Annotated in this window: 12 protein-coding genes; 6 read left to right on the top strand and 6 right to left on the bottom strand. The window is 66.9% G+C overall.

Annotation, left to right across the window (positions count from 1 at the left end):
• Nucleotides 1-176: 176 nt before the first annotated feature.
• Both Mal64_RS05480 and Mal64_RS05475 read right to left on the bottom strand, forming a co-directional pair.
• Entirely contained in the window at nucleotides 177-2,561 is a 2,385-nt protein-coding gene (locus Mal64_RS05480; RefSeq protein ID WP_146397835.1) for a YidC/Oxa1 family insertase periplasmic-domain containing protein, read from the bottom strand.
• A gap of 219 nt (nucleotides 2,562-2,780) precedes the next feature.
• On the bottom strand, nucleotides 2,781-3,533 hold the full coding sequence (locus Mal64_RS05475; protein WP_146397833.1) for a metallophosphoesterase family protein: 753 nt from the start codon (nucleotides 3,531-3,533) through the stop codon (nucleotides 2,781-2,783).
• Here Mal64_RS05475 and Mal64_RS05470 point away from each other — a divergent pair.
• Together Mal64_RS05470 and tsaB are read left to right on the top strand one after the other, a co-directional pair.
• Entirely contained in the window at nucleotides 3,517-3,786 is a 270-nt protein-coding gene (locus Mal64_RS05470; RefSeq protein WP_146397831.1) for a hypothetical protein, read from the top strand. The two genes, Mal64_RS05475 and Mal64_RS05470, sit on opposite strands and share 17 nt — an antisense overlap.
• 66 nt (nucleotides 3,787-3,852) lie before the next feature.
• Nucleotides 3,853-4,566 carry a tRNA (adenosine(37)-N6)-threonylcarbamoyltransferase complex dimerization subunit type 1 TsaB gene (gene tsaB / locus Mal64_RS05465; protein ID WP_146397829.1) on the top strand — a complete coding sequence of 238 codons (714 nt, stop codon included), beginning with the start codon at nucleotides 3,853-3,855 and terminating at the stop codon, nucleotides 4,564-4,566.
• On the opposite strand, the gene hemL is transcribed toward tsaB, so the two are convergent.
• Both hemL and Mal64_RS05455 read right to left on the bottom strand, forming a co-directional pair.
• Nucleotides 4,550-5,857 carry a glutamate-1-semialdehyde 2,1-aminomutase gene (gene hemL / locus Mal64_RS05460; RefSeq protein WP_146397827.1) on the bottom strand — a complete coding sequence of 436 codons (1,308 nt, stop codon included), beginning with the start codon at nucleotides 5,855-5,857 and terminating at the stop codon, nucleotides 4,550-4,552. The two genes, tsaB and hemL, sit on opposite strands and share 17 nt — an antisense overlap.
• A 110-nt stretch (nucleotides 5,858-5,967) precedes the next feature.
• Nucleotides 5,968-7,758, bottom strand: a complete 1,791-nt coding sequence (locus Mal64_RS05455; protein WP_146397825.1) for a serine/threonine-protein kinase — start codon at nucleotides 7,756-7,758, stop codon at nucleotides 5,968-5,970.
• 225 nt (nucleotides 7,759-7,983) lie between these two features.
• Here Mal64_RS05455 and Mal64_RS05450 point away from each other — a divergent pair, with 225 nt between their 5' ends.
• Entirely contained in the window at nucleotides 7,984-9,291 is a 1,308-nt protein-coding gene (locus Mal64_RS05450) for an SH3 domain-containing protein (protein ID WP_146397823.1), read from the top strand.
• Between the two features lie 36 nt (nucleotides 9,292-9,327).
• On the opposite strand, the gene Mal64_RS05445 is transcribed toward Mal64_RS05450, so the two are convergent.
• Nucleotides 9,328-10,611: a hypothetical protein gene (locus Mal64_RS05445; RefSeq protein ID WP_146397821.1), complete on the bottom strand. Its 1,284-nt coding sequence runs from the start codon at nucleotides 10,609-10,611 to the stop codon at nucleotides 9,328-9,330.
• Nucleotides 10,612-10,980: 369 nt separating this feature from the next.
• On the opposite strand from Mal64_RS05445, the gene Mal64_RS05440 reads away from it, so the two are divergent.
• Nucleotides 10,981-11,814, top strand: coding sequence for a hypothetical protein (locus tag Mal64_RS05440; protein WP_146397819.1), 834 nt, complete (start codon nucleotides 10,981-10,983; stop codon nucleotides 11,812-11,814).
• A gap of 35 nt (nucleotides 11,815-11,849) precedes the next feature.
• On the opposite strand, the gene Mal64_RS05435 is transcribed toward Mal64_RS05440, so the two are convergent.
• Nucleotides 11,850-13,466 (bottom strand): AMP-binding protein, encoded by a 1,617-nt coding sequence (locus tag Mal64_RS05435; protein WP_146397817.1) that lies wholly within the window; start codon nucleotides 13,464-13,466, stop codon nucleotides 11,850-11,852.
• A 166-nt stretch (nucleotides 13,467-13,632) separates the two neighbouring features.
• Between Mal64_RS05435 and Mal64_RS05425 the strand changes: the two genes are divergently transcribed.
• Together Mal64_RS05425 and Mal64_RS05420 are read left to right on the top strand one after the other, a co-directional pair.
• Nucleotides 13,633-14,712: an ABC transporter ATP-binding protein gene (locus Mal64_RS05425; RefSeq protein ID WP_146397815.1), complete on the top strand. Its 1,080-nt coding sequence runs from the start codon at nucleotides 13,633-13,635 to the stop codon at nucleotides 14,710-14,712.
• Nucleotides 14,713-14,889: 177 nt separating this feature from the next.
• A complete protein-coding gene (locus Mal64_RS05420; protein ID WP_146397812.1) occupies nucleotides 14,890-15,522 on the top strand; it encodes a hypothetical protein in 633 nt (210 codons plus the stop codon).
• Nucleotides 15,523-15,667 lie beyond the last annotated feature (145 nt).

Below are 15,667 nucleotides of genomic sequence, written 5' to 3'. Positions count from 1 at the left end.
TCGGCGTCATGGCTTCGTCAGCCTGCATCGACAATGCACCGCATTGCCTGCTTCGGCTTCCTCGCCACGCCCCCAATCGCTTCCCCGCTCGTCCACACCAATTCGAATACCGCTCTAGTGCCTTTTCGTGGCTATCCTCAATCACGCCCGTCCGTGAACTCCATGGTTCTGCCCACTCAGCGCTTGCGTTTCTTTTTGTTGCGCTTGGCGGTCGCTTTCGAGGCGCCATTGGACGAAGCCTTGGGCGCCGGTTTCGAAGGCTTGGCCGCCGAGGCGGTGATCGCCGGCGCGTCGGCGATCGTCGGCTTGGGAAGCAGCTTGCGTTCGGTGATGCCCCACAGCGTGGACGTGATCAGGTAGATCGCCAATCCGCTCGGCCACTTGAAGAACAGGAAGCCCATGAAAAGCATCATGTACTTCATCATGCTTTGCTGCATGCGGGCCTGCTCGGTGGTCGCCTCGGGCATGAACAGCTTCTGCTGCACGAGGAACAGACAGACCGCCACGATCGGCAGCACGTTGAAGTACGGCCCCAGGCCGAACATCCCTTGGCCGTTGTTCACCCAGTCGGGCATGAAGCCCGACCAGTCGAACGCCATGTCGGGCGCCGCCAGGTTCGAGCAGAACCGGATCGATTCGCTGAACAGCGGCGCCTGCCGCAGCTCGACATCGACCCCTAGCGCCCGGTACAAACCGGCGAACACGGGCAACTGCAAGAAAAGCGGGAGGCAACCGGCGGCCGGGTTCACCTTGTGTTTGCGGAAAAGGTCTTGCTGGGCGCGAGAACGCTTCTCCATGTCGTTCTTGTACTTCTCGGCGATGCGGTCCATCTCGGGCTTGAGCGCCTGCATCTTGACCATGCTCTGCGCTTGCTTGCGGCTGATCGGGTACATCGAGGCCCGCACGAGCACGGTCAGCAGAATGATCGCTACACCGTAGTTGCCGACGATCGCGTAGAACCCGTGCAGGATGCCGAGCATCACCCACGCCACCGGGCCGAACCAACCGTAGTACAGCATGCCGTCGAGGCCGTGCTGATCGTCGCCCGAGGCGTGGTAGGCGGCCAGCAGGTCGGGCAGCTTGGGACCGGCGAACACGCGGTAGCCGTCGGTGTGGGTGAAGCCCTCGGCGCCGGCGGGGCTCAGGAGCAGCGGCTTGCGCTCGAGCACCACGGTGGGATTGTTCCAAGTCTTCTGGGCCTTGTCGTCGAGTTCGGGCGTGGCCAGCTCCGCCCGGGCGGCGTTCATCCACACGTTGCCCAGCGACTCTTTCTGCGGCATCAACACCGAGGCGAAGTACTGCGAGTCGACGCCGATGTACGCCAGCGGCGCTCCCTGGCCCATCGGCTCCGCCTTGCCGTCCGCCACGGTCTTGCAGGCGATCTGCGTGTAGCGACCGCCGGCGTAACGCACCAGCACGTCGCGCATGCCGTAGCCGCCCCAGCCGCGGCCGATCTTCATCGAGTACCACCAACCCTCGATCGGCAGGCCGTTCGGGCCGGTCAACTCGTAGGAAACCTCGGTCGATTCGGCCCCGAGGTTGCGAACCTCGACCCCCAGGTCGAAATGGAATCCGGGGTAGGCCTTGTCGTCGAGGTGCTCGGCGGGGACTTCACTCATCGTGAAGCGTTTGACAATCTCGATCCCCAACTCGGGCAGCCGCTTGCGAAACGCGACCACTTGGGCGTCGTCGGCCTGCGCTTCGTCGTCTTCGACTTGCGTCCACGGCTCGCCGGTCAACTTGGCGTTCGCCGCGACGACCACCGGGTCGGCTGTGGTCCGACCGCCGACCGACTTCAGCCGCAACACGTACGAAGGCTCCGAGACCACACCGCCGGGGGGCGCCTCGCCGTGCAAGGCGATGTTTTCCGCTTCGGGACGGAGAACGCAAAGCGGTTGCCGGCGCAGGGTGGCGGTGGTCGTAAACGCCTCGCCATCGGCGCGTGCGCCAATCAGATTGATCGTCTCCCGCGGCTCGGTCCCGTCGAGCAACGCGTGGAGCGAGGCGGCGTCGGGCGTGTCTTCTTGCTTCTTCACGCCGGCCGATGTGATCACATCACCCGGAGCGAGACCCGCCTCCTCGGCGGGCGAGCCGGGCTCCACGACGCCTACCAACGCCCCGCCGGTGGGGCTGTCGGACAGTTCGAGGTGCCCCAGGAAGCCGCTGCGGTCGTCGAGGTCTTGGTACTCGGGTGACGCGATCGCGACCCGCCTCACGGCGGCGCCGATATTGTCGATCGTCGTCAGCAGCCGGTACTCGGCCTCGGGCGCCACAGAGCCAAGCGTGAAGAGTTCCGGCTCGGCCGTGGGATCGTCGCCAATCGGCGCGGCTTCGGAGGGGCCGTCGGCGTCGGCGTCGGCGGCAGCGACTGGTGCGGCGGGCTTGGCGGCGAGGTCGAGGCCCGCGTCCTCCGCTTCTTGCTGAGCGGCCTGCTCGTCGGCGGGGTCCACCGGGGGCGCCATGAACCCGTTGAAGAACAGCAGGATCGACATCGACAGCAGCATGAAAACGAAGAATCGCTGGTCGAGCGGCTGCTTCGAGTCTTTCGAAGGGGCGGGCATAAGTACGGGGAAGGCTTACGGGGAGGAGGGATGGGCGTTTGCCAGCGGGCCGAGAGGGCAGTGGAGCAGAGGTCCACCGGTTTGCACGGTAATCAGGCGCCGTGACGAGTCAGGCGCCGAGTCGCTTGAGCCGTCGAGAGAGGCGGGCGGGGGAGACGGGGCGACGGTGTTGCGATGCGTGGGGCGTCACGGGGCCCGTTCACCGCGAGACGCTTTGCATCACCGCCCCTGCTTGATGCGGTCGCCGAGGAAGTTGTCGAGGTCGGGCACACCGTAGATCAGATCGGCCGTTGCGTTGCAGTCGTACTCGACACGGTTGAACGTGATCTTGTTGTCCTCCTGGATGACGTAGCAAGCACGTGGGTCGCCGTCGCGCGGCTGGCCGACCGAGCCGACGTTGATCATGAACTTCTCCCCGCTAACGGCGTACTCGTAAGCCGTTTCTTCGGGCGTGAGGAAGTTGCGCGACTCGCTGAACACGCCCGGCACGTGGGTGTGTCCTTGGAAGCAACCCTTGGGGATCAGGCTGAACAACTTCTCCATCTTCTTCTGGTTGTAGATGTCTTCCGGGAAGACGTACTCGTTCACCGGGTTGCGTGCCGAACCGTGCACGTACAGCCAGTCGCCGTCGCGGTGAACCCGCGGCATGGCGCCGAGGAAATCCCACCGCTCGTCGGTGCGGTCGCGGCTGACGCGCGAGTTTTCCAACTGGTCGCGTGTCCAAAAGATGGCCCGCTCGGCCGAGCTATTGAACCCCTCGGGGTCGAACATGGCGCCCTGGTCGTGGTTGCCCAGGAGTGTGACCTTGCAGTTGTCGATCACGCCGTCGAGGCACTCACACGGCTGCGGTCCGTAGCCGATGATGTCGCCCAGGCAGAAGACTTCGTCGACCTGCTGGTCGGCGATGTGCGCAAGCACCGCCTTAAGAGCGATGTAGTTGCCGTGGATGTCGCTGATGATAGCCCGTCTCAAGGCCGACGCCTTCCCGGCCGGCCTGCGATCTGAGAAGATCGTGGTGTCGGCGGCCGATCGCAAATTGGATGTTCGTGGTGGGGAGAACCGGGTGGGCCGCAAGGCGCCGCCCCGTTCATTGACGCTCGCCCGCCAGCCGATTGGGCGTGGCCAGAAAACGCCGAGCATCCGTGTGTACGGCGGTCTCGCGGCCAATCGAGAAAGCCTAAATGGCCTTGCCCCGGCGGTCAACCCGGCCCGTGCGCAAGACTAGCGTCAAAACCCTGCATTTCTCCGGACTCCCAGTCCCCCGATTCCCCGTCGAGCCGAGACTTCGTAAGTGACCCTCCTACTCGCGATCGAGAGCTCCGGACGCAACGCCTCGATGGCGTTGTTCGAAACCGTCGACGAAGGTCCCGGCGGCCCCTTTGAGCACGCTCCCCGGCTTGTTCAGAGCGTGTTGCCCACGCCGGGGCAACGCGGGGCTGTCGCCTTGGCGCCGGCGATCGATCGGTTGCTCAGCCTGGCTGGGGCCTCGCCCAACCAGATCGGCCTGGTCGCCGTGACCACCGGCCCCGGCTCGTTCACCGGCCTGCGGGTTGGTGTGGCGACTGCCAAGGCGTTTGCCTACGCCGTTGGCGCCAAGGTTGTGGCGATCAACACGCTCGACGCGATCGCACTTCGGCGAGCCGACCTCGGCCGGCCGGTCGTCGCCCTGCTCGACGCCCAGCGTGGCGAGCTGTTCGCCGCTCGCTACGAGGCGGTCGAGCCGCTGGGGGATGCGGCCACACGCATCCTTGGCCCCGAAGGGCTGGAAGAAATGGTTCAAGCGGGAGACCTGCTGACAGGCCCCGGCGTCGCCAAGCTCACAGGGGCTTTGCCCGTGGGCGCCGAGGCGGCCGACAAGGAACGATGGGCCCCCCGCGCCGAAGAGGTTGGTAGGGTCGCTGCGGCGCTAGCGGCGCGTGGCGAAACGCTCAACCCCTTCGAACTGACGCCGAATTACTTTCGTCGCAGCGCGGCCGAAGACAATTGGGCTAAGCAACGCTCTTGAGAGATTCTTCCGCCGCGGCGATCGTCGCGTCGATGTCCTCTTCGGTGTGCGACGCCGAGACGAACAACGCTTCGTACTGGCTGCATGGCAAGTAAACGCCGCGGTCGAGCATCGCCCAGAAGTAGCGACCGAAACGCTCGGTGTCGCAGCGGCTTGCGGACTCCCAGTCGGTCACCGCGTCTTTGCTGAAGAACAGCGTGAGCATGCTGCCGACGCGTTTGAGTGTGAACGGCACGCCCGCCGCCTCCGCCGCGCTGCGTAGGCCAAACTCAAGCCGTCCGGCGAGCGTTTCGAGTCGCGCGTAAGGCGGCTGGTCACGCAACGCGCGGAGCGTCGCCGTGCCGGCGGCCGTGGCGAGAGGATTGCCGCTCAGCGTGCCGGCTTGAAAAACGGGGCCTTCGGGAAGGACGTGGGCCATCACGTCCGATCGACCTCCGTAAGCTCCCACGGGCAGGCCGCCTCCGACGATCTTGCCGAGCGTCGTAAGATCGGGCTCCACGCCGAGCCGCTCTTGCGCGCCGCCCAGCGAGAGACGGAAGCCGGTCATCACTTCGTCGGCGATGAGCAAAGCCCCGCAGCGGCGGGTCTCGCTGCGCAGGGCGGTGAGGAACTCGTCGGTCGGCGCCACCACGCCCATGTTGCCGCAGACCGGTTCGAAGATCACCGCCGCGAGCCGGTCGCCGTGCTCCGCCACTGCGGCGGCGAGCGCCTCGGGGTCGTTGTAAGGGAGCACGATTGTGTCCTTGGCGGCGCCCGCCGTCACGCCGGGCGAATTCGGTTGGCCGAGCGTGGCGGCCGAACTGCCGGCGGCCACGAGCAGGCTGTCGACGTGCCCGTGGTAGTTGCCGGCGAACTTGATCACTTGGTCGCGTCCCGTGAAGCCGCGCGCCAGCCGCACGGCGCTCATCGTCGCCTCGGTTCCGGAGTTCACCAGCCGCACCCGCTCGACGCTCGGCACGCACTCGATGATCAGCTCGGCGAGCTCGCTCTCGGCCTCGGTGGGGGCGCCGAAGCTCGTGCCGCGTGAGATCGCCTCTTCGAGGGCGGCGACAACCGGCGGGAAGCGGTGCCCGAGGATCATCGGCCCCCAGGAGCCGATGTAATCGACGTAACGATGGCCGTCGACGTCCCACAGGTACGCCCCATCGGCCCGGTCGATGAACAGCGGTTCGCCACCGACCGCTCCAAAAGCCCTGGCGGGGCTGTTCACGCCGCCCGGCATCAACGGTTGGGCTCGGGCGTAGGCCTTGGCGCTGTTGGGACGAGAGTTCTTCGAGAAAGGTTGCGTCATCGCTTGCGCTTGGACTTGCTTGCGTTTGGACTTGGGGGGAATCGGGCCGGCGTCTCCCTCTTTCCTAACCCATCCGCCGAACGCTCGCCACGGCGCCAGTGGAAATGGAGCTACTCTGCGGCGTTGTCGCTCAGCGATTGACGCAGACGCCGAGCATCGTTGACGAGCGACTGTGCGTCGGGGTCGTCGCCGTACAGTGCAACGAGGCCCTCGGCGATCCGCTTCGCCTCGTTGGGGTCCGAATCGACAATCGAGCGGGCGTGGGTCAGCCGGCGGTGGGCCAGCTCGCGGAGCACGGCTCCTTCGGCGCGGAGTCGCTCGCGGAGGGCTTGCGCTTCGCGTTCGGCGAGCTCGGCGTAGCCGGCCGCCTCGCCCCCTTCTTCGGCCTCCGCCGGATCGGCGGCGGCGTCAACCGACAGCAAGGCGGCGGCGCCTTCGAACGCGGCGATCCCCGCCGCGGGGTCGCGTTGGGCGATCGTTTCGGCGCGTTGGTACAGCAGCCGCGCCGCGCTGCTCTCCAAGGGCGTTTCGGTCGGTTGGCCCAGTCGGGCGATCGCCAATCGACGCTCGAGTCGGTTGAGGCTGATTTCTCGGCGCCACTCACCAAGTTGATCGCGACGCGGGTCTTGGGGGAAGCGTTCGAGGAACTCGTCGATCGAGGCGAGCGTGGAGGGCCCTCCCTCGTCGCTCCGGGCGTCGTGGGCGATCCGTTGATAGAGCCACTCGCGCGGCGTGGGACGTGTCCAGTAGTGGTAGCCTATCGCCGTGGCGCCGATGACCAGCAGCAGCAGCACGAGTGGTCCCAACGCGGCCCGCCACCCGCCCAGCTCTGCGGCACTGTCGGCGGTGGAGACGGCGGTGAAAGTCTTCCTGGGGACTGGCGCCAACTCCTCGCCCGAGTCCGGCATCAGGCCGGTTGGCCCCCCTAGTTGCATGGTTCGCTCGGCCGGGGTGGGAGCGCTGGTGGGCGAGGGTCCGCTCGTTCGCCGGGCCTCCATGAGGGTTTCGGCCAAGTCCCCGTCGTTGCGATCGGCGTCGGAGGCCAACGTTTGGGAGTACTCGAAATCGTCTTCGGCCGGATGGGCGAGGGCCCGCAGCATCGCCTCCAAGTGCTTGGCCAAGACCACCGTGTTAGGAAACCTGTCGGTGGGGTCCTTCTCCAGCAATTGGCAGATCACCAGTTCGAGCTGCTCAGGCGTGTCGGGCGCGTAACGCCGCACCGGCTCGGGCTCGGCGAATCGCTGCAGCTGGAGCATCTCCGGCATGCTGCTAGCTCGGAACGGCGGGCGGCCGGCGAGCAGGGCGTACATCACCGCTCCGAGGCTGTATTGGTCGCACCGCTCGCTCACGGGTTTGCCTTCGGCCTGCTCGGGCGACATGTAGTCGGCCGTGCCGAGCACGCCGCCCGCCATGGTGATCGACGCCCCGCCAAAAAGACGGGCGATGCCGAAGTCGGCGAGTTTGACCCGCTCGCCATCCATCAAGATGTTGGCCGGCTTCAGGTCGCGGTGCACCACGCCGTGGTCGTGGGCGTGCTTCAGGGCGCGGCAGACCTGGGCGGCGATCTGGGCGGTCTCACGCCAGCTGAAACGCTTGCCTTCGGCCAGCTGCTCCTCGAGGCTAGGGCCGTCGATGAGCTCCATCGAGTAATAGATCGTGTCGCCCTCTTCACCGTAGCCGAGCAGGCGAACGATGTTGGCGTGGCTGAGCGTTCGGAGCGATTCGATCTCCGAATCGAACCGGCTGCGAAAACCCGCGGAGACCGCCAGCTGAGGCGAGAGCATCTTCACGGCCACCCGCTCGCCGGTCTCAGCCGATTCGGCTTCGTAAACCGCCCCCATGCCCCCTTTGCCCCGTTGGCGGCCGATCTTGTAGGGGCCAAGGCGTTCGGGAGCGGACATGGCGACAGGCCGAGCAGGATGGGGGCCGGAGGGGGGAAGCAGCCGACCGTCGCAGAGGCGGTCTTGCTATCACTATTCTACTCGCCACGCGACGCGCTCAACAGCGAGGCGCCAGCTAGCACCCAGGCGACAACGCCATTCGGCTTGAGCCGGGGCAGAGGATCGCCTACAAGCCGACCGCGAAACCATCTACGTTTTCCCCTTCACCCGGCACGGATCGCCAGGATGAACAGCCGATTCGCTTTCTGCGGCATAGCGACAATGATCGCCGCGAACTTTGCCTCCGCCGGTTCCTACGAGGCTCCGGCGACGCCTTACAAGGCGATCGTCGCCGCGCCGACCGTCGCGGTCCTAAGTGGCCCGGGGGAGTCGCACTACGTCTCATCCCAACTGACGGTGGGAGACCGCGTGGAGGTCTACCGGCACGAGGCCAATGGGTACGTTGCGGTCCGCCCGCCCGAGTCGTGCGTCAGCTGGGTGCGACGCAGCGACCTCGAGTCCGCCGGCCCCGGGGTGGCGCGCGTGAAACGCAGCGACACGCCGGTGCGAGTGGCGGGCGCCCAAGGCGAGGGCGACGCGGTGCATATCCGGCTCGAGGCGGGCGAACTGGTCGCACTGGCCACGGGCGGGGCCGCCACACCACCCGACGGCTGGGTCGCGATCGCGCCGCCGGCGGGGGAGTTCCGCTGGGTTTGGCTCGGTGATCTAGAGCCCCTCGGCGTGAACGGCGATGAGGGCCAACTCGCAACCGAACCCGAGGATGCCTGGCGTTCCGTTGAATCGAGCGCTCTGACGCATACGGAGGCGGCCGGCGAAACAGCGCAGCTCGCCGATCCGGAAGGCGGAGCAGCGGCCGAAGCCGACGCGATCGTGCTCGTCTCCGACGCGCAGCCACGCTACGGCGCGGCGGAAATCGACCAGACAGCGGCTCGGAAACCTCAAGCCGACCAAGAGCCGATCGACGCGAGTTTCTCGCAGCAGGTCGACGCCCTCGAAGTTGCGCTGTCGACCATCGTCGCCGAACGGCCCAACCTGTGGCGGTTCGAGCCCCTGGAAGCGGAAGCGGCGAGCCTGCTCACCTCCGCACCTACCGAGGCCGATCGACAGACGGTCCGCGCGATCGCCGGCCGCATCGATCGCTTTGCGGCGATCGCTGGCCGATACCGCCAGATGCGCGACGGCGGCGTGGCCCCAGCAACGCGGCCGGACCCCGCCGCTACCGCCGCCGGTTCCGCCTCGCCGCCCACGACGCTGGCCAGCACGGCCGAGACGATCGGCTCCAACGCCAGCGGCTACGACGCGGTGGGGCGTTTGCGACCGGTGGTGTCGCAGCGTGCCGACGCCCCGAAGTTCGCCCTCGTTGACGACCGCGGCAAGGTTGTCACTTTCCTGACGCCCAGCCCCGACATGAACTTGCAGCCGATGCTCGGCAAGCGGATCGGAGTGCGGGGTGCAAAGGGATTCTTGACCGAGTACCAGCAGCCGCACCTCACCGCCAACCGCATCAACGCGATCGACACGAAGTTGCGTTGAGGAACCGGCCCCGTCAGAGGCGCCCGCCGAGTGGGATCAACGCAGCCGTTCGCGGACCCGTTGAGCGAATTCGGCGACCGCCGGATCGCGGTCGTGCATCGCCAGGGCCAGCGCGGCGCGCATGAGTGTGGGGTCGTTGGTGCTCGCCAACGCGGAGATCGCCGCGCGGCGGACCAAGGGCGAGTCATCCTTGGCGAGCAGCAGCAGGAGCCGGGCCGCATCGCCCGCCGGTTCGGTCATCAGCCTTTCGACCAACTGCAAGCGCTCGCGGGCCTCGCTAGCGAACAATGCCTCGAGATGGGCGACTGACATGCCTGTGTAGCCGCGGCCGGACAACTCGGCGGCAAGCGCCTTGCGGCGGGCGTCGAGTGGCTCGCCGCTCTCAAAATCGGCTTGCGGCAGCGGTCCCAGGCTTAGCCATTCGCGTAGCAGCTCGAGGTCGCTCCGTTCGGAGTACCGTTCCGGCTCGGATGGAGCGATTGGCCGCTGGGCAAGAGGCGAGGCATCGTCGTCTCCACCCCAATCAGGCGACCAGTCGTTTGGTGTGCCGCGGCCAATTGCGGGCGCCCGGAATCGGGGGGCCTGCTCGGCGAAAGCCTCAGGCTGGGGCCCATGGGCGGACGTTTCGTTGCTGAACGGAAGCGGCTCCAATGGGTCGGCCGCGGTATTTTCTTGCGCCAGGGCGCGAGGAGGAGTTGTGGTCGGTGAGGGAAGCGGCGAAGGCTCCCTCGGCAGCGGCACAGGCGCCGATTGCGACCGTGCAGGCTTGAGCGTCGCTGCGGGGGCGGCGGCGAACGCTGGCGTGGTTTCATTGCGAGGGGTGCTCTCGTCGATACGCTCAAGCAGGTTGTCAGCGGCGGCGATCAGCCGCCCCGAATCGCCCGGGCTATGCTCGAGGCTCGACGTGAGCAGCCGCTCGGTGAAATCGGTCACCCAGACCTGGCCCTTGGAGGTGAACAGGTCGGCGTGGTCCGACAGCATCGCCAGCAAACGCAGAACGCGTACGTTCAGGTCGGGCACGGGCCCACCCGACGGGGCGGAGACCCAGCCGGCCAGCCGTTCCTCGAGACGCAGCCTTGCTGGGGCTGCAACTCGCTCGTCGGCGTCCGACGCCAGGTCGACCAGCGGCGCCAGCGTGTCGCCCCCCATCCGATCAATCATCAGCGAGGCTTCATGGCTTGAACCAGGCGCGGCGACGGCGTGCGACGCGAGCCGATCCGTCAGATAGCCGTTCGACCAGCGGACCACACCCCATACGGCGTAAGACGCCCCCAAAAAAGCGATGACTAAGCCGAGGGCTGCACGTCGCCAGGGTTTCATACGGGGGGCTTTCGAGGGGGCTTTAGCGGCAGAGAACGGCTGCGCGGGCATTCTTCAAAGGCTGCCCCGGCTTCGCAATAGCAACGCAAGGCGCCAAGCGTTCGTCCCGCGGCGACCGACAGGATCGATTCGGCGGCGAGATAGTCTCACGCCGATCGCAATCGGGCGCCGATTTAATCAGCTGAATCGGTATATCTTCACGCGTGGTGACCGCCACGCGTGCTTTTTATGGCGCCACCCGGGGGGGGCTCTATGGCGCGCCGCCATCCATCGTCGCAACCCAAGCTGCGCGCATTGCTTGCAGCCGCAATCGCGGCTGCCGCTTTGTCGAGCGGCGCGCCAGTTAGAGCCTCGCAGGGCGAGGACGCGATGCGTGTCTACGACGACGCCAGCAGCTCTTCCGAGGCGAAGCAACAGGCTTTGCGAGCGATTCCTTGGCGCCAGCTTTCCGCCAGCCGCCGCCGTGGCGTGGAGGGCATTGTGCGTGAAGCCGATCTCTACCGGCGTCTGCCTTCGCAGGTGATCGACTGCGACGCAGAGATCTTTACGCACCTCGCCCAAAACCCCGAGCTAGTAGTAGGTGTGTGGCGGCAGATGGGCGTGACGCAACTCAATCTTCAGCGCAGGAGCGACACGACCTACCACACCAGCGACGGAGCCGGCACCAAGGGGGGCGTTCGGGTACTTTTCGCCGATTACGGCAAGGGCCGCGGCGGCGAGGACGACGCCACCGGCGATGTGACGATCCTCGCCTACGCCGAGGGAGTGTACGACGCCCCGCCGATGCCGCAGTCGATCCGAGCCCGTTGCGTGCTGCTGTTCCGCTCGACGTCTTTCCGGGAGGAGAACGGGCGGACCTACATCACGGGGCGGCTCGACAGCTTCGTTGACTTCGACGATCTGGCGATGGAGATCGTGGCCAAGACCTTAGGGCCGCTGATCAATCGCACCGCCGACCACAACTTCGTCGAGACGATGAAGTTCATGGCGACGTTCTCCCGAGCGGCGACACGCAACCCCGACGCGATTGAGGGCTTGGCCGGCCGCCTCGACGGGATCGACCCCCAGCCGCGTGAAGAGCTTGTGCGCATCTGCCGCCGAGCGGCACAGCGTGAGAACGACTGGCGCACGGCGCGGGTCGCCTCGGTCGCACGCCGGCACGAAGCGTCCGATGGCGGCTTGCGGCAGCCTCTGACCCAGTAAAGCCGCGGGGGGCGCATGGACGCAAGCGACCTGCCCTAAGCACCGGCGGCGAAATGCTCGCGGGCGACTTCGGCCAGGCGTTTGAGGTCGAGCTTGCCCGAGCCGAGCAAAGGCAATTCGTCGACCAGCAGGTAGCTGTCGTTGCCGGGGATCCAGAGGTTCGGCACACCGACCGCCTTGAGGTGGGCGGCGATCTCGTCCGGGGACTTGTCGATCGCCTTGTGCACCACGATGAGGCGTTCGCCTTTCCTGGCGTCGGGCACTGCCGTAACGACCGCACTGACGGCTTCCGCTTCTTCGTCGCCGAGGAACCGCTGGATCTCTTCCTCCACGCGGACGTGGGGAACCATCTCGCCGCCGATCTTCGAGAACCGACTCAGCCGCCCCGTGATGTGGATGAAGCCCTCGGGGTCGATCACCGAGATGTCGCCCGTCACGTACCACCCGTCGTGCACCACCGCGGCGGTTTTTTCCGCGTCGTCGAAATAGCCGAGCATCAGGTTGGGGCCCGTGATCTCGAGCATCCCCTCCTCGCCTTGGGCGAGCGGCTCGCGGCTCTCGGGGTCGACCACCCGCGCTCGCACGCCGCAAACCGGCTGTCCGACGCTGCCCTCACGCGAGTCGACCCCCTCGGTGTGCGACCGACAGGCGGGCACGTTGACCGAGACCAGCGGCGAGAGCTCGGTGGCGCCGTAACCCTCGACCGGACGCACCCCGAACTTCTTCTCGAACGAGTCGCTCAGGGAGATCGGCAATTTCTCGGCGCCGACCACGACGACTTCGAGCGAGGCGAAGTCTTCCGGGTTGCATCGCTTCATGTAACTCCGCAAGAACGTGGGGGTGCTCAGCAGGATCGTCGCCCCGTGCTCGCGGGAGAGTTTGCCGATCTGACGCGCGTCGAGCGGGCTGAAGTGGTACACGGCCGACAGGTCGAGGGCGAGCGGCGTCCACAGCGTCACCGTGTAGCCGAACGAGTGGAAGAACGGCAGGATGCCGAGGATCACGTCCTCTTTGCTCAGGTCGATCCCGCGGTGCATCGCGTCGATGTTCGAGGCGATGTTGGCGTGCGTGAGCATCACCCCCTTCGGCTCGCCCGTCGAGCCGGACGTGAAGATAACCGTCAGCAAGTCGTCCATCGACGTGGTGTGCAAGCCGAGACGCCGTTCGAGCAGCGCCGAAGGCGTGGCGTAGGCGCCCAATGCGCCGAGCGCTTTGTCGGCCAACGTCGCTTTGTCACGCAAGTCCTCGAGGCAAACCACCTCGGCGTCGATCTTCATGTCGAGCTTGTCGACCACCTTGCGGCTGGTGAGCACGTGGCGTATGCCCGCCTTACGCACACAGGCGTTCATCACCGCTTCGGTCACGGAGTAGTTGAGGTTCACCGCCACGCGGCGGTCGAGCGCCAAGGCCGCGTTGACCACCACCGCGCCGTTGGAAGGGGGCAGCAACACGCCGATCTGCTTCTCGTCGGCGCCCAGCAACTCGCGAGCGAGCATGCGACGCACCACGAGCGAACGCATCAGCAGTTGCCCGCCGGTGAGCTTGGCGCCGGCCGTGTCGACGGTCTTCCAGCGGAAAATCGCCCGCTTGCAGGCGCGGAGCATGGCGCGAGGGGGCGAGAGGGCGGGCAGGTGGTAATCGGTCTGCGTCATCGGGGCGATGCTTCCTGAGCCGAGCAGCTATCGTGGGAAGAGCCAGGCGGCCACCGGGCTGCCTGTCGTGTTGTGATAGTCTCTCCGATTTGGGCTAATCTAGACCACCCTGAAAGTTGCCCGTCGCCTGGGCTTTGAATTCACCTCAATAGATGGGTACGCCGCCTTGGCGCGAATCACCTTAAGCCGAGTTAGCAAGACTTACCCCGGCGGCGCCCAAGCCTTGCGCCGCGTCGACCTCGACGTGGCCGACGGCGAACTCGTGGTCTTAGCGGGCCCTAGCGGTTGCGGCAAAACGACCGCACTGAGGCTCGTGGCGGGGCTCGATTCTCCAAGCGGCGGCGAGATAGCCTTCGATGGCAGAAGGATGAACGACGCCCCGCCCGCCAAACGCAGTGTGGCGATGGTGTTCCAAGACCACGCCCTCTACCCCCACCTGACGGTGCGGCGGAACCTGGAGTTCGGGCTGGGGCTGCGCCGCACGCCCGAGGCCGAGCGGTCCCAGCGTGTGGCGTCTGCCGCAGAGATCCTCGGACTTCAGTCGCTGCTCGATCGCCGCCCGCAGGAACTCTCGGGCGGCCAGCGTCAGCGCGTTGCTCTGGGGCGGTCGATCGTACGCCAGCCGCGGGCCTTCTTGTTCGACGAGCCGCTCTCGAGCCTCGACGCGAAGCTCCGCGGCGAGATGCGCTCGGAAATCGCCGCACTGCACCGGCGCCTTGGCGCCACGATGCTCTACGTGACCCACGATCAGATCGAGGCGATGACCCTCGGCCAGCGACTCGTGCTGCTCGACGATGGAGAGGTCCGCCAGACCGGCCCACCGATCGAGGTTTATCTCCGGCCCGCGAATCGGTTTGCCGCGACGTTCGTCGGCAGCCCGGCGATGAATCTTTTCGAGGGGGTCGTCCAAGCGGGAGTCTTCCGCGGCGGGGCAGGGGAGTGGCCCCTCGATCCCGCCCCCGCACTCGCCGGCTTGGCGGGGCCAGCGGTTCTCGGCGTGCGCGCCGAGGATCTGTTGCTCGTCACCGACGAGAACGCGGCTGCATTCGCTCGGGCTCAACTGCGCACAGTCGAGCGTCTGGGGCACGAGACGCTCCTCCATTGCTGTCTCGAAGCGGGAGCGGGCGACTGTGTCGTGCGATTGCCGGGCGACGCCGGAGGTTGGGTTGGATCGGTCCGACTGGCGATCCGTGCGGGTCGTTGCCATCTCTTCGCCGCCGATGAGGCGGGCGAGCGGCTCAATTAGGTTGCGCTCACGCGGCTGGAGGGGCGAATGCCCCTGGAAAACAAGGTTCTTGAGCCGAGGGCGAACTTTTCCGGATTTCCGAGTCCCTAGCAGCTGGCGCCGCCCGCTTGGTTGGGTAACGACCGACACGCGGTCGACTCCCCTCCCGCCTAAAACGCTTCACTCGGAGACCCCGCCATGACCCGCTCCACCCCCCTGGCCGCCTCGCTGATCGCCGCCTGCCTGCTCATCCTTCCCCAAGCCGCCCTGGCCGCCTCGGCCGATACGAGCGTCGATGTCGGTCCCGGCGGGGCCGGCGCCTCGGCCGGAGCCGATGGCGACTGGACCCACGCCAAGACCAAGACCCATGTGGGCCCCGGCGGCAGCTTCGGATCGGCCTTCGCCGTCGGCGCCGACAAGGACGGCATCTCGCTCTCACACTCGCTGGGAGCCAGCAACGGCAACTCCGGCGTCGGTCACAACTTCAACATGACCATCGGCCGCAACGGCACGCACGTCTCGCAGGGCGGCGTTTCGACCCAGGGCGGCAACGGCCGGGTGATCGCCGGCGGCTCGACGCAGGGCGGATCGATGCTGGGCGGCGGCAGCCGCGTCGGCGGGTTCGGCAACCGCACCAACGCCTGGACCAAGAGCAAGACCAACCGCCGCGGCGGCGGCTACTCGACCATGCCGGTGAACGGCGGCGGCAACAACGTCATCCAGCCCGCCGTCATGCCCAACAACTGGCGGTCGCAGTCGAGCAACAGCAACCGTGGCAACCGCAGCAACCGCGGCCGCACGGGCTTCCGCCCCGCCGTGATGCCTTGGTGAACCGGAGCGAGCCGAACCGCCGCGGGGGCCTACCGGCCCCCGCGGTTTTATTTGTCCCCCCCGCGACTCGACGACCGCTCAGCTGATTAGCCTCCCCCCTCCCGAGTCCAACGGCCCGCAACAGGGCCCTCCCTTAAGGAAACCA

The sequence above is a fragment of the Pseudobythopirellula maris genome (assembly GCF_007859945.1).
GTDB classification, from domain to species: Bacteria; Planctomycetota; Planctomycetia; order Pirellulales; family Lacipirellulaceae; genus Pseudobythopirellula; species Pseudobythopirellula maris.
This window is presented reverse-complemented; position numbering and strand designations above follow the sequence as displayed.

Bases quoted from the DNA above. Each gene is read 5' to 3' on its own strand.
- Mal64_RS05450 (WP_146397823.1), top strand. From the start codon at position 7,984: ATGAACAGCCGATTCGCTTTCTGCGGCATAGCGACAATGATCGCCGCG.
- Mal64_RS05480 (WP_146397835.1), bottom strand. From the start codon at position 2,561: ATGCCCGCCCCTTCGAAAGACTCGAAGCAGCCGCTCGACCAGCGATTC.
- Mal64_RS05455 (WP_146397825.1), bottom strand. From the start codon at position 7,758: ATGTCCGCTCCCGAACGCCTTGGCCCCTACAAGATCGGCCGCCAACGG.
- Mal64_RS05435 (WP_146397817.1), bottom strand. From the start codon at position 13,466: ATGACGCAGACCGATTACCACCTGCCCGCCCTCTCGCCCCCTCGCGCC.
- hemL (WP_146397827.1), bottom strand. From the start codon at position 5,857: ATGACGCAACCTTTCTCGAAGAACTCTCGTCCCAACAGCGCCAAGGCC.
- Mal64_RS05445 (WP_146397821.1), bottom strand. From the start codon at position 10,611: ATGAAACCCTGGCGACGTGCAGCCCTCGGCTTAGTCATCGCTTTTTTG.
- Mal64_RS05440 (WP_146397819.1), top strand. From the start codon at position 10,981: ATGCGTGTCTACGACGACGCCAGCAGCTCTTCCGAGGCGAAGCAACAG.
- Mal64_RS05420 (WP_146397812.1), top strand. From the start codon at position 14,890: ATGACCCGCTCCACCCCCCTGGCCGCCTCGCTGATCGCCGCCTGCCTG.
- Mal64_RS05470 (WP_146397831.1), top strand. From the start codon at position 3,517: ATGATAGCCCGTCTCAAGGCCGACGCCTTCCCGGCCGGCCTGCGATCT.